Annotated in this window: 13 protein-coding genes; all 13 read left to right on the top strand. The window is 42.0% G+C overall.

The features are described from left to right. Positions 1–46 precede the first annotated feature (46 nt). Positions 47–829, top strand: a complete 783-nt coding sequence (locus Q4546_RS10725; RefSeq protein WP_076541796.1) for a ParA family protein — start codon at positions 47–49, stop codon at positions 827–829. 22 nt (positions 830–851) lie between these two features. After that, positions 852–1,751, top strand: a complete 900-nt coding sequence (locus Q4546_RS10730; RefSeq protein ID WP_102520266.1) for a ParB/RepB/Spo0J family partition protein — start codon at positions 852–854, stop codon at positions 1,749–1,751. Positions 1,752–1,977: 226 nt separating this feature from the next. Then, entirely contained in the window at positions 1,978–2,361 is a 384-nt protein-coding gene (locus Q4546_RS10735; RefSeq protein WP_102436388.1) for an ATP synthase subunit I, read from the top strand. Between the two features lie 12 nt (positions 2,362–2,373). Beyond that, entirely contained in the window at positions 2,374–3,195 is an 822-nt protein-coding gene (gene atpB, locus Q4546_RS10740; RefSeq protein WP_076541877.1) for a F0F1 ATP synthase subunit A, read from the top strand. 32 nt (positions 3,196–3,227) lie between these two features. Then, positions 3,228–3,491: a F0F1 ATP synthase subunit C gene (atpE, locus tag Q4546_RS10745; protein ID WP_076541802.1), complete on the top strand. Its 264-nt coding sequence runs from the start codon at positions 3,228–3,230 to the stop codon at positions 3,489–3,491. 28 nt (positions 3,492–3,519) lie between these two features. Continuing rightward, positions 3,520–3,990, top strand: a complete 471-nt coding sequence (atpF, locus tag Q4546_RS10750) for a F0F1 ATP synthase subunit B (protein ID WP_076541804.1) — start codon at positions 3,520–3,522, stop codon at positions 3,988–3,990. Between the two features lie 16 nt (positions 3,991–4,006). Further along, complete coding sequence (gene atpH / locus Q4546_RS10755) at positions 4,007–4,540, top strand: F0F1 ATP synthase subunit delta (protein ID WP_102436386.1); 534 nt, start codon at positions 4,007–4,009, stop codon at positions 4,538–4,540. Positions 4,541–4,554: 14 nt separating this feature from the next. Beyond that, positions 4,555–6,096 (top strand): F0F1 ATP synthase subunit alpha, encoded by a 1,542-nt coding sequence (gene atpA, locus Q4546_RS10760; protein ID WP_102436384.1) that lies wholly within the window; start codon positions 4,555–4,557, stop codon positions 6,094–6,096. Positions 6,097–6,145: 49 nt separating this feature from the next. Beyond that, complete coding sequence (atpG, locus tag Q4546_RS10765) at positions 6,146–7,006, top strand: F0F1 ATP synthase subunit gamma (protein WP_102436382.1); 861 nt, start codon at positions 6,146–6,148, stop codon at positions 7,004–7,006. Positions 7,007–7,040: 34 nt separating this feature from the next. After that, a complete protein-coding gene (gene atpD / locus Q4546_RS10770; protein ID WP_102436380.1) occupies positions 7,041–8,432 on the top strand; it encodes a F0F1 ATP synthase subunit beta in 1,392 nt (463 codons plus the stop codon). Positions 8,433–8,465: 33 nt separating this feature from the next. Then, positions 8,466–8,894, top strand: coding sequence for a F0F1 ATP synthase subunit epsilon (locus Q4546_RS10775; protein ID WP_076541813.1), 429 nt, complete (start codon positions 8,466–8,468; stop codon positions 8,892–8,894). Positions 8,895–9,105: 211 nt separating this feature from the next. Next, positions 9,106–10,470, top strand: a complete 1,365-nt coding sequence (glmU, locus tag Q4546_RS10780; protein WP_303413232.1) for a bifunctional UDP-N-acetylglucosamine diphosphorylase/glucosamine-1-phosphate N-acetyltransferase GlmU — start codon at positions 9,106–9,108, stop codon at positions 10,468–10,470. A gap of 164 nt (positions 10,471–10,634) precedes the next feature. Beyond that, a complete protein-coding gene (locus tag Q4546_RS10785) occupies positions 10,635–12,755 on the top strand; it encodes a TonB-dependent siderophore receptor (protein WP_303446257.1) in 2,121 nt (706 codons plus the stop codon). Positions 12,756–12,824 lie beyond the last annotated feature (69 nt).

Here is a 12,824-nt window from a genome sequence, read left to right on the forward strand (position 1 = left end):
TAATTTATATTATCGGACATCGTAAATCAGTCATTAGGGTGAACTTGTGGGTAAAGTAATTGCCGTTGCCAATCAAAAAGGTGGCGTAGGAAAAACAACAACTTGTGTAAATTTAGCAGCATCACTTGCAGCCACAAAGCGCAAAGTGTTGTTAATTGATCTTGATCCACAAGGTAATGCCACTATGGGCAGTGGCGTCGATAAATACGACGTTGAAAACACCGCTTATGAATTATTAGTCGAAGAAAAGCCCTTCGATGACATAGTGATCAAAAATACCTCAGGTAAATACGATCTGATCGCAGCCAATGGTGATGTTACTGCTGCCGAAATTAAATTAATGGAGTTTTTTGCCCGAGAAATTCGTTTAAAAAATGCCATTGCAGCTGTTAAAGATGATTACGATTACATTTTTATTGATTGCCCGCCTTCATTAAATATGTTGACCGTCAATGCTATGTCAGCTGCTGACTCGGTACTGGTACCAATGCAATGTGAGTATTATGCATTGGAAGGCTTGACCGCCTTAATTGATACCATCACTAAACTGGGGGCTATGGTTAATCCTAGCCTTAGCATCGAAGGGATTTTACGCACCATGTACGATCCGCGAAATCGTTTATCCAATGACGTGTCTGATCAATTAAAACAACATTTTGGTGAAAAAGTGTATCGCACCGTGATCCCCCGTAATATCCGTTTAGCTGAAGCGCCAAGTTTTGGGGCGCCAGCAATGTATTACGATAAATCCAGTGCAGGGGCGAAAGCTTATTTAGCACTGGCTGGTGAAATCATTCGCCGTGCTGAGCAACAAACAGAATCTAAGTAAGTATTAAGTGTAAGGGAATAAAATGACGTTAAAAAAACGCGGTTTAGGAAAAGGCTTAGATGCATTATTGAGTAACAGTAGTGCTGCGAGTCGCAAAGCTGAACTTACACAACCTAAAGCTGAAATCAGTGAGCCACAAGTGGTTACTGAAGACGGTTTACTGATGCTTGATCTCGACTTACTGCAATCAGGTAAATATCAACCTCGTAAAGATATGTCACCTGAAGCACTTGATGAACTGGCTGAGTCGATTCGCTCACAAGGGGTTATTCAACCGATTGTTGTGCGTAAGGTTGATGATACCAAGTATGAGATTATTGCCGGTGAACGCCGCTGGAGAGCCGCTCAAATTGCTCAATTAAACAAAGTACCTTGTATCGTTAAACAGGTTGCTGATGAAGCTGCCGTTGCCATCGCTTTGATTGAGAACATTCAACGTGAAGACTTAAATGCCATGGAAGAAGCCATTGCATTACAACGTTTACTCGAAGAGTTTGAACTGACTCATCAACAAACGGCTGATGCCGTCGGAAAGTCGAGAGCAAGTGTGTCTAATTTATTACGCTTAAACAGTTTAAATGAGCCTGTAAAACGTTTACTGGAATATGGCGATATTGATATGGGTCATGCCAGAGCCTTGCTTGCCATTGAAGGTGAGGAGCAAACTAGCTTAGCTAGATTGGTCGCATCTAAAGAAATGACAGTTCGTGAAACTGAACGATTAGTCAATAAAGCGCTAAATCCGGCTAAAGAGCCTGAAAAAGTAACTCAAGACCATGATGTAAGCCGCTTAGAGCAACAGTTAATTGAACGATTAGGCGCAAAAGTTGCCATTAATCATGGCAGTAAAGGCAAAGGTAAGATTGTAATAAACTACCAAGATCTTGCTGAATTAGATGGTATTCTCAGTAAAATTCACTAAATTCCTCAACAAAATCATTTCAAAGGTAACTTAGCAACAAGGCGTATTTTTAACTTTTAGAATATTAAACGTTAAATATCAGCTTATATCACTGATAAACCTCATATCAAAGTTGCAAACAAGGTGTGAAAAGGTATACTTTGCATGCTTTTTTTTCCCAATAGATTTGTTAATAAATACATTAATAAATTAAGGGAAAATTAAGTATTAATGCGGAGATAAAAAATTGAGTAAGGTTTTAGCGCGTCGTGGCCTATGGTCAGCCTATCGGATAGTGTTGCTACAGGCGGCGATAGCTGGGGGAACTTCAATTTTCTTTTTCGCTCTGTGGGGAGCTCAGTACGGATTTTCTGCTTTAGCAGGAGGTCTCATTGCTGTACTCCCTAATTTTGTATTCGCAACCCTTGCTTTCTCTCATGCGGGAGCTAGAGCATCAAGAAAAGTCGTTTGGTCGTTTTTCTTGGGGGAAGCGGTAAAGTTGCTGCTAACCATAGTGTTATTTGCCTGTGCATTTGGCCTGTTAAATACGTCATTTATGCCGTTATTCATCAGCTATCTGTTGGCATTATTAATACCTTGGACGGCCCCTTTATACTTCAAGCAAAATTAAGTGAGATTAATCATGGCGACAACTGGTGAAGCATTAAATGCTTCCGAGTATATCCAGCATCACCTGACTAATGCGAAAATGTGTTCTGCCGATGGCGGAATCGCTTTTAACTATGCATGTCAAGATGCCGGGTTTTGGACTTGGCACATTGACTCACTTTTGTTTTCAGTAGGTCTTGGGGTTCTATTTTTGTGGGCTTTCTACAAAGTAGGACGAAAAGCAACAACTGGCGTTCCAGGCAAATTTCAATGTTTCGTTGAAATGTGCGTGGAAGGTGTTGATAAAATCGTTAAAGACTCATTCCATGGGCGTAACGCGGTTATCGCACCATTAGGTCTGACTATTTTTGTCTGGGTTTTCCTGATGAATTTAATGGACTTAATTCCGGTTGACTTTGTACCTGAAGCCGCAAACAGATTATTAGGTGTTCCTTACCTTAAAATTGTACCAACAACTGACTTAAACGTAACTCTTGGCTTAGCTTTGAGCGTGTTTGCGTTGATTGTTTTTTACAGTATTAAAGTTAAAGGATTTGGTGGTTTCACAAAAGAAATGACCTTACAACCTTTCAATCATTGGGCACTAATTCCAGTAAACTTAGTATTGGAAACAGTAACCTTGGTTGCGAAGCCGATTTCATTATCGCTTCGTCTGTTTGGTAACCTGTATGCAGGTGAGTTGATCTTTATTCTGATAGCACTGATGCCTTGGTGGGCTCAGTTTGCACTATCAGTGCCTTGGGCTATTTTCCATATTTTGGTTATTGTGCTGCAGGCGTTTATCTTCATGATGCTTACGATTGTATATCTAAGCATGGCACATGAAGAACATTAATTTAATAAAATTAGTTATTTATCGGAGATAAAATGGAAACTGTAATTAGCTTTACAGCAATAGCTGTTGCAATCATGATTGGCTTAGCAGCGCTAGGTACTGGTATTGGTTTTGCTATCTTAGGCGGCAAGTTCTTAGAAGCTTCTGCTCGTCAACCAGAACTAGCTCCAGCATTACAAACTAAAATGTTCATCGTAGCTGGTCTACTTGATGCGATCTCAATGATTGCAGTTGGTGTTGCATTATTCTTCGTATTCGCTAACCCATTCGTAGGTCAGTTACAGGCTGTTGGTTAATCGTCCCTCTTAGTAAGGAGTTGTCGTTATGAGTATTAACGCTACCCTGCTAGGCCAAGCGATTTCTTTTGCTCTCTTCGTGTGGTTTTGCATGAAGTTTGTATGGCCACCATTGATGAACGCTATCGAAGAACGCCAGAAGAAAATTGCCGATGGACTAGCTGATGCAGGACGTGCTGCAAAAGATCTAGAGTTGGCTCAAGCGAAAGCAAATGAGCAACTAAAAGAAGCGAAGGCGACTGCTAACGAAATTATTGAGCAAGCTAATAAGCGCAAAGCTCAAATAGTTGAAGAAGCAAAAATGGAAGCTGATACAGAGCGTGCGAAAATCATTGCTCAAGGTCAAGCTGAAATTGAAAACGAACGTAATCGCGTTAAAGATGACTTGCGTAAGCAAGTTGCTACTCTTGCCATCACTGGTGCAGAGAAGATTCTTCAACGTTCGATTGACCCAGAAGCTCACAGTGACATAGTTAATAAACTTGTTGCTGAAATTTAATTAAGGAAGCGGAGTTATGGCTGAAATAAGCACCATTGCTCGTCCTTATGCAAAGGCAGCTTTTGATTTCGCTGTTGAGCACAAAGCAATTGAAGCTTGGGCAGAAATGCTTAACTTCGCGGCATTGGTAAGTGAAAACGAATCAATTAAGCCGTTGCTAGGTGGCTCATTAGCGAGTGCCAAGCTTGCATCATTATTCATAGAAATATGTGGTGATCAAGTGAACGCGCAAGGTCAAAACCTTTTGAAGGTTATGGCCGAAAACGGTCGTTTAGAGATACTACCTACAGTATCGCTACTTTTTGCTGAATATCGCAATGAGTGGGCAAAAGAAGTTGAAGCCGATGTTGTTTCAGCGACTGAGCTAAGCTCTGAGCAACAAACGCAAATTAGTGTTTCTCTTGAGAAACGTCTCGCACGCAAAGTAAAGCTGAATTGTAGCGTAGATGCATCACTGATTGGTGGTGTAATTATTAAATCAGGCGACTTAGTCATTGACGGCTCTGTTAGCGGTAATTTATCGCGCTTGTCTGATAAGCTACAATCGTAATTGGGAGTTTGAGCATGCAACTGAATTCCACTGAAATCAGCGATCTGATTAAGCAGCGGATCGAGCAGTTCGACGTCGTTAGTGAAGCTCGCAACGAAGGTACAATCGTTGCAGTAAGTGACGGCATCATTCGCATTCATGGCCTAGCCGATGTAATGCAAGGTGAAATGATCGAACTGCCTGGTGGCCGTTTTGCAATCGCGTTGAACTTAGAACGTGATTCTGTCGGTGCCGTAGTAATGGGTCCTTATGCTAATTTAGCAGAAGGCGCAAAAGTTAAGACCACTGGTCGTATTCTTGAAGTACCAGTAGGTCGTGGTTTATTAGGCCGCGTTGTTAACACTCTTGGTGAGCCAATTGACGGAAAAGGACCTATCGACAACGATGGTTTCTCTCCTGTTGAAGTAATTGCTCCTGGTGTTATTGAACGTCAGTCAGTAGATCAACCTATCCAAACTGGTTATAAAGCCGTTGATTCAATGATCCCAATCGGTCGTGGACAACGTGAATTGATCATTGGTGACCGTCAGACTGGTAAAACAGCGATGGCTATTGATGCAATTATCAACCAGAAAGATTCAGGCATTAAATGTGTATACGTAGCAGTAGGGCAAAAAGCTTCTACAATCGCTAACGTGGTACGTAAGCTTGAAGAGCACGGTGCATTAGCTAACACTATCGTTGTAGTTGCAACAGCTTCTGAAGCTGCAGCATTACAATACTTAGCACCTTACTCAGGTTGTTCTATGGGTGAATACTTCCGTGACCGCGGTGAAGATTCTTTAATCGTATATGATGATCTATCTAAGCAAGCAGTTGCTTACCGTCAGATCTCGCTACTATTGAAGCGTCCACCAGGACGTGAAGCATACCCAGGTGATGTATTCTATCTACATTCTCGTTTATTAGAGCGTGCTTCACGTGTAAACGAGCACTATGTAGAAAAGTTCACTAACGGTGAAGTAAAAGGTCAAACCGGTTCTTTAACTGCGTTACCTATTATTGAAACCCAAGCTGGTGACGTATCTGCATTCGTACCGACCAACGTAATTTCTATTACAGATGGTCAGATCTTCCTTGAGACTGACTTGTTTAACTCAGGACTACGTCCTGCTGTTAACCCAGGTATTTCTGTTTCTCGTGTTGGTGGTGCGGCTCAGACTAAGATCATCAAGAAACTGTCTGGTGGTATTCGTACCGCGTTAGCACAGTATCGAGAGCTTGCTGCGTTCTCACAATTTGCATCTGACTTAGATGATGCAACTCGTGCTCAACTTGAGCATGGTGAGCGTGTTACCGAACTTATGAAGCAAAAGCAATATGCTCCAATGAGCGTTGCTGATCAAGCTATCTCAATCTTCTCAGCTGAAAAAGGCTACTTGAAGACTGTAGAATTAAGTAAAATCGGTAGCTTTGAAGCCGCTCTGCTTTCATATATGAACAGCGAACATGCTGAGCTTATTAAAACTATCAATGCAACTGGCAACTACAATGCAGACATTGAAAGTGAATTAAAAGCGGGCATGGACAAGTTCATTGAAACCCAAACCTGGTAATGAATAGAGGTGTCGTAAGACACCTCCGGTCCAGAATTGGAGAGTAAAGATGGCCAACGCTAAAGAGATTAAAACCAAGATCGCGAGTGTTAAAAACACTCAGAAGATCACTTCTGCTATGGAAATGGTTGCAGCCAGCAAAATGCGTAAAGCGCAGGAACGCATGGCTTCAAGTCGTCCATATGCAGAGCATATGCGTCAGGTGATCGGTCACGTTGCGCAAGGTACTCTTGAATATAAACATCCATATTTGGAAGTGAGAGATGCCAAGCGGGTTGGTTACATTGTTGTGTCAACCGACCGTGGCCTTTGTGGTGGTTTGAACGTTAACCTTTTCAAAAAGGTTGTGTCAGACGTGAAGAGCTGGAAAGACCAAGGGGCAGATGTTGAATTTTGTCCTATTGGTGCACGAAGTGTGCAGTTCTTCAAAAGCTTTGGTGGAGAAATCTCTGCCCATGCATCTGGTTTAGGCGATGCGCCTAAATTAGCCGATTTAATCGGTACCGTACGTGTGATGCTACAAGCTTACAACGAAGGTAAATTGGATCGTTTGTTTATTGTGTTCAACAAATTCGTTAACACAATGACTCAAACTCCTGTGATCGAGCAGCTGCTACCTTTGCCTAAGTCAGAAGAAGAAGTAGCTAAGTATCCTTGGGATTATATTTACGAGCCAGATCCAAAAGAAATTTTGGAAGTATTACTGACTCGTTATGTGGAGTCTCAAGTTTATCAAGGTGTTGTTGAGAATATTGCCTCTGAGCAAGCTGCCAGAATGGTAGCGATGAAGGCGGCAACAGACAACGCTGGCGAACTGATCAATGATCTGCAATTAGTCTACAACAAGGCACGACAAGCTGCGATTACGCAAGAATTGTCGGAAATTGTTGCAGGTGCTGCAGCGGTTTAGGTTAGGTAACGAAAACAAGTTTAGAGGATTAATCATGAGCACAGGTACTGTTGTCCAAGTAATTGGCGCGGTTGTGGACGTAGAGTTTCCACAAGATGCTGTACCTCAGGTATATGACGCTCTGAAGATCACAGGTGAAGGCGACTGTAATGGTTTGGTGCTGGAAGTTCAGCAACAACTAGGTGGTGGTGTTGTTCGTGCCATCGCTATGGGTTCTTCTGATGGTCTGCGTCGTGGTCTAGAGGTAGCAAACTCAGGTTCACCAATTTCTGTTCCGGTAGGGGTTGCAACCCTTGGCCGTATCATGAATGTATTGGGCGAGCCTATTGATGAATGTGGCGAAATTGGTGAAGAAGAGCGTTATGAAATTCACCGTGAAGCTCCTTCATATGAAGATCAATCAAGCTCAACTGAACTTTTAGAGACTGGTATCAAGGTTATTGACCTTGTATGTCCATTCGCTAAGGGTGGTAAAGTTGGTTTATTTGGTGGTGCTGGTGTTGGTAAAACCGTCAACATGATGGAATTAATCAACAACATCGCAAAAGCACACTCAGGTCTTTCTGTATTCGCTGGTGTTGGTGAGCGTACTCGTGAGGGTAACGACTTCTACTACGAAATGAAAGATTCTGGCGTACTCGACAAAGTAGCCATGGTTTATGGCCAAATGAACGAGCCTCCAGGTAACCGTTTACGTGTTGCATTGTCTGGTTTGACAATGGCTGAGAAATTCCGTGACGAAGGTCGTGACGTACTGTTATTTGTTGATAACATCTACCGTTATACCTTAGCCGGTACTGAAGTATCTGCACTGTTAGGTCGTATGCCTTCTGCAGTAGGTTACCAACCAACACTAGCTGAAGAAATGGGTGTTCTACAAGAACGTATTACTTCAACTAAGTCTGGTTCTATTACCTCTGTACAAGCGGTATATGTACCTGCGGATGACTTAACCGATCCGTCACCAGCAACAACCTTCGCTCACTTAGATGCGACTGTTGTACTGTCTCGTAACATTGCATCGCTAGGTATTTACCCTGCGGTTGACCCATTGGATTCGACTTCACGTCAATTAGATCCATTAGTAGTTGGTCAAGAGCATTATGATGTTGCGAACGGCGTTCAAACTGTACTTCAGCGCTACAAAGAGCTGAAAGATATTATTGCGATCCTAGGTATGGATGAATTATCTGATGAAGATAAAACAACTGTATTCCGTGCTCGTAAGATTGAAAAATATCTTTCACAGCCTTTCTTCGTTGCTGAAGTATTTACAGGTTCTCCAGGTAAATACGTTTCTCTTAAAGACACCATCCGTGGCTTTAAGGGTATCTTGAATGGTGAGTTCGATCACATTCCTGAGCAAGCGTTCTACATGGTTGGTTCAATCGACGAAGCTGTCGAGAAAGCTAACAAAGCAAAATAACTGAGCATTAGCTTAGTATTTTAGGAGAACTTGATGGCAGCCATGACAGTCCAACTTGATATAGTAAGTGCTGAAAACAGCATGTTCAGCGGTGAAGTAAGCTTCTTAGAAGTGAGCGGCACCGAGGGTGAGTTAGGCATTATGCCTAACCATGCTCCATTACTTACTAGAATCAAACCTGGCATGGCGCGCATGATCAAGCAAGATGGTAGTGAAGAAGTGATGTATCTTTCAGGTGGAATCCTGGAAGTACAACCTGCTTCAATCTCTGTTCTTGCTGACGTCGCTTTGCGTGCCGATGATATTGATGAGCAAGCTGCATTAGAAGCTAAGCAAAAGGCTGAAGCGAATATCGCTAATGCTGGTGCTGACTTTGATTATGAAGCTGCAACAATTGAATTAGCTAAATCATTAGCTCAACTTCGTGTTGTTGAAACCATCAAAAAGAACATTGCCAGATAAAGGTTATTGTTTTGAAAAGGCGACCCTAGGGTCGCCTTTTTTGTATCTAGAATTTGAATCAATTGCATCATAATAGTCGTGCTTATACGCCAATTTTTGACTAATAGTGTAATAATTTCCATGCTGATTTCCTGTCCCCCACAATCTAGGTTAAAATCAGCGTCAATAAACTGCATTAGCCAAAATTGAATACTTGTATAAAGGAATCCCGATGTCATTAAATGTTGTAATTTTAGCTGCTGGTAAAGGAACACGGATGCGTTCAGACTTGCCAAAGGTACTGCACCCTATTGCCCACAAAAGCATGGTGCAACATGTTATTGATACTGCAAACTCATTAGGCTCAAACGCTATTCAATTGGTTTATGGCTATGGCGCAGACAAGCTGCAAGCTTCTTTAGGTGAGCAAGCGGTTAATTGGGTATTGCAAGCTGAGCAATTAGGTACAGGCCACGCCGTCGCGCAAGCCAATCCAAACATTAACGATGATGACACTGTGCTGATTTTATATGGGGATGTGCCGTTAATTCAGCAGTCTACCTTAGAAAGCCTACTTGCTGCTCGCCCTGAAAATGGTTTAGCAATATTAACAGTTAATTTAGCTAACCCAAGCGGTTATGGCCGTATCGTGCGCGAAGGTGGCAAGGTTGTTGGTATTATTGAGCAAAAAGATGCTAATGCTGAGCAACTACTTATCAATGAAGTGAATACCGGCATTATGGCGGTACCTGGTAAGCAATTAAAAGCGTGGCTAGGGCGTCTTTCAAACAGTAATGCCCAAGGTGAGTATTACCTAACCGATATTATTGCTATGGCCCACGAAGATGGAGTGGCAATTGATACCGCGCAGCCACAATCAGCAGTGGAAGTTGAAGGCGCTAATAACCGCGTTCAGTTAGCGCAATTAGAACGTGCTTATCAAGCCCGTGAAGCTGAAGCGTTAATGCTGGCTGGCGCAAATTTACGTGATCCTAGCCGTATCGATATCCGCGGTGATGTGACCGTGGGTATGGACGTGATGATTGATGTTAATGTCATCTTTAATGGCAAAGTGACTTTAGGTAACAATGTCACTATTGGCGCAGGCGCGATATTAACTGACTGCGTTATCGCTGATAATGCTGAAATTAAGCCTTACTCAATCGTTGAAGGGGCAAAGCTTGGAGTTGCAGCCAGTGCTGGACCATTTGCTCGTTTACGTACAGGCGCTGAGCTAAAAGATAATGCCCATATTGGCAACTTTGTTGAAATGAAAAAGGCAGTGTTAGGTGAAGGTTCTAAAGCTGGCCATTTGGCTTATTTAGGCGATGCCAATATTGGTGCAGGGGTTAACATTGGTGCAGGTACTATTACCTGTAACTATGATGGTGCGAATAAATTCTTAACCACCATAGAAGATGGCGTATTTGTGGGGAGTGATACTCAATTAATTGCCCCAGTGACCATAGGTAAAAATGCCACTTTGGGTGCTGGTTCAACAATTGCTAAAGATGTCGCTGAAGGCGAGTTAGTTATTACTCGTGTTAAACAGCGCCATATCAGTGGTTGGGCAAGACCAGTTAAAAAAGCCAAATAGACTAAAAAACGATTAAATATCAAACGACAAGCATAGTTGCTTGTCGTTTTTTTTTACATAAAAAACACAAAGGTAAAGGCAATGTAAATAAACTTTAATAATAATCATTCTCATTTATAGTTGCGCCACATAAATACACAATTGCGAAACTTTAGAGGGTGAAGATGTTAACAAAGCTATCTTGTTTGTCACTTGCGGTAACGAGTGCAATTTTATCAATGTCTGTTATAGCAGAAGAGCAGAGCCATACCAATCAAGCCAGCTCTCCAGGTATCGAGCATATTGAAGTCACAGGTAGACAATTCAATGACTATAAAGTCGGTACGGCATCTGGCGCAATGCGCGGTGATATTAGCATTTTAGATACCCCTCAATCAGTTACCGTCATTCCTGATTTTATTACCGACGAGCAATTAGCCACGAATTTATCAGAAGTGTTAGTTAATGACTCCAGTGTGACTGGCGGCAGTGAAAAGTGGAATCGTCAGGTATTTAACCTTCGCGGTTTTGAGCTATCTTCAGGCTCAGGTTTCTTGATTAATGGTCAGCAGCAGTGGTCTCACTATGTACAGCCAATCGAAACATTACAGCAAGTTGAAGTGTTAAAAGGGCCTTCAAGCATGTTGTACGGTCAGTCAGGTCCCGGTGGACTGATTAATATGGTTACCAAAAAATCGACTTATGATTCAATGATCGATATCGGTTTTGACATTGATGAGCATGGTTCTACTCGTTTGCAACTTGATGCGGGTGGCAGTTTGAATGAAGCGCAAACGCTGCGCTATCGCACCGTGCTGGTGAAACAAGATACCCAGTATTGGCGAGAGTACCGCGATGACTCTAATCAAGAACGAGATCGTTGGTTAGGCTATTTAAATGTAGAGTTTGATGTCACTGATGATTTGTTGTTGTCGGTTAAATATGACCATACCCAAGACAAAACCGGAATCGATCGTGGTGGTTGGTTAGATGCTGATGGAGAACTTATTGGTGGACGTGACACGATTTGGGATATGCCTTGGGCATTTACCGATAACACCATTAGTAATTTAGGTGCTGAATTAACTTATCATTTAACTGATGATTGGAAAATTAAAGCTGGTTATAACGACCAACAATTTAACCGTCAGCGTTTAGATTCATCGCCAAGCCTATGTACTGCATGTGGTGATGATTCGCTAACAGATGGCTACTATATCAGTCCATTTGATCGTTATGATGATTGGCAGCATAAGACTGGCTTTGTTGATTTAACGGGTAATTTTCAAACTGGTAATTTAGGTCATCAATTGTTAATTGGCGCCAATATGCTTGATTATTATTACGGTCAGCTCAAAGAATCTGGCGACAAATATCAAGTTGTGATGCCTGGGCTGCCCATGCCTAACCCTCAACTTGATTATCGTAATGATGACACTAAATCTGAAAGTGAATACAAGCATTACGGCTTTTATATTCAAGATTTAATAACAATCAATGACTCATGGAAAGCGCTGGCTGGTATGCGTTATGACGAGCAAAAGAAAGAAGGTGCTGGTAACAATAGCTATGCAGTGTCACCTAAGTTTGGGCTTATTTACTCGCCAGTAGAAAGCGCAAGCATTTACCTTAATTATTCAAAAAGCTTCACACCACAAGGTATGGTTAACGATATTAATGATCTTAATGACCAAATGAACCTTGATCCTGAATACGGCGAACAGTATGAACTTGGTGCCAAGTGGGAGCTATTTGACGGCAGTTTATTGCTGACTGGCGCTGTATTTGATATCACAGTGAATAATGTCACAGTAAAAGAGCAGATTGAAAACTCTGAACAAACCATTACCACTCAATCAGGTGAGCAGCGCCATCGAGGTTTTGAAATAGGTTCACAAGGCCAGATAAGCGATAAATGGTTTATGACCGGTTCAATGATGTATTTAGATGCAGAGTATATCCGCCCAGATCAAGATAGCTTGAATGGCAAAACCCCAGTAGATGCGCCTGAATTATCGGCGAATATCTGGACTCGTTACGAAATGACCCAAGACTTAGCCTTTAATTTCGGGGCAATATATGTTGGCGAACGTTTTGCTAATACCAGTAATGCCATTGTAAAAGACGACTATGTTCGTTTTGACTTAGGTGCTGCCTATTCAATGCCGGTAATGGGAAGCGATATTAGCGTACGCATGAATATCAAAAACCTATTTGATACCGACTATCTTGATGGTGGTTCAGAAACTGATGTCACCGTTGGAGAGGGACGGAACTTTAGCTTAGCATTTGAAGCAAAATTCTAAGTATTAATAAGGCATTAAGTAAATTACTGCCACAATTGTTACAGTGACACTGCTAGCTTACTTTAACTT

Source organism: Shewanella sp. 4_MG-2023, assembly GCF_030548015.1.
In the GTDB taxonomy this organism is placed as follows: Bacteria; Pseudomonadota; Gammaproteobacteria; order Enterobacterales; family Shewanellaceae; genus Shewanella.

Coding starts and splice junctions, on each gene's coding strand:
- Q4546_RS10730 (WP_102520266.1), top strand. CDS start 852: ATGACGTTAAAAAAACGCGGTTTAGGAAAAGGCTTAGATGCATTATTG.
- atpB (WP_076541877.1), top strand. CDS start 2,374: ATGGCGACAACTGGTGAAGCATTAAATGCTTCCGAGTATATCCAGCAT.
- atpE (WP_076541802.1), top strand. CDS start 3,228: ATGGAAACTGTAATTAGCTTTACAGCAATAGCTGTTGCAATCATGATT.
- atpF (WP_076541804.1), top strand. CDS start 3,520: ATGAGTATTAACGCTACCCTGCTAGGCCAAGCGATTTCTTTTGCTCTC.
- atpH (WP_102436386.1), top strand. CDS start 4,007: ATGGCTGAAATAAGCACCATTGCTCGTCCTTATGCAAAGGCAGCTTTT.
- atpA (WP_102436384.1), top strand. CDS start 4,555: ATGCAACTGAATTCCACTGAAATCAGCGATCTGATTAAGCAGCGGATC.
- atpG (WP_102436382.1), top strand. CDS start 6,146: ATGGCCAACGCTAAAGAGATTAAAACCAAGATCGCGAGTGTTAAAAAC.
- atpD (WP_102436380.1), top strand. CDS start 7,041: ATGAGCACAGGTACTGTTGTCCAAGTAATTGGCGCGGTTGTGGACGTA.
- Q4546_RS10775 (WP_076541813.1), top strand. CDS start 8,466: ATGGCAGCCATGACAGTCCAACTTGATATAGTAAGTGCTGAAAACAGC.
- glmU (WP_303413232.1), top strand. CDS start 9,106: ATGTCATTAAATGTTGTAATTTTAGCTGCTGGTAAAGGAACACGGATG.
- Q4546_RS10785 (WP_303446257.1), top strand. CDS start 10,635: ATGTTAACAAAGCTATCTTGTTTGTCACTTGCGGTAACGAGTGCAATT.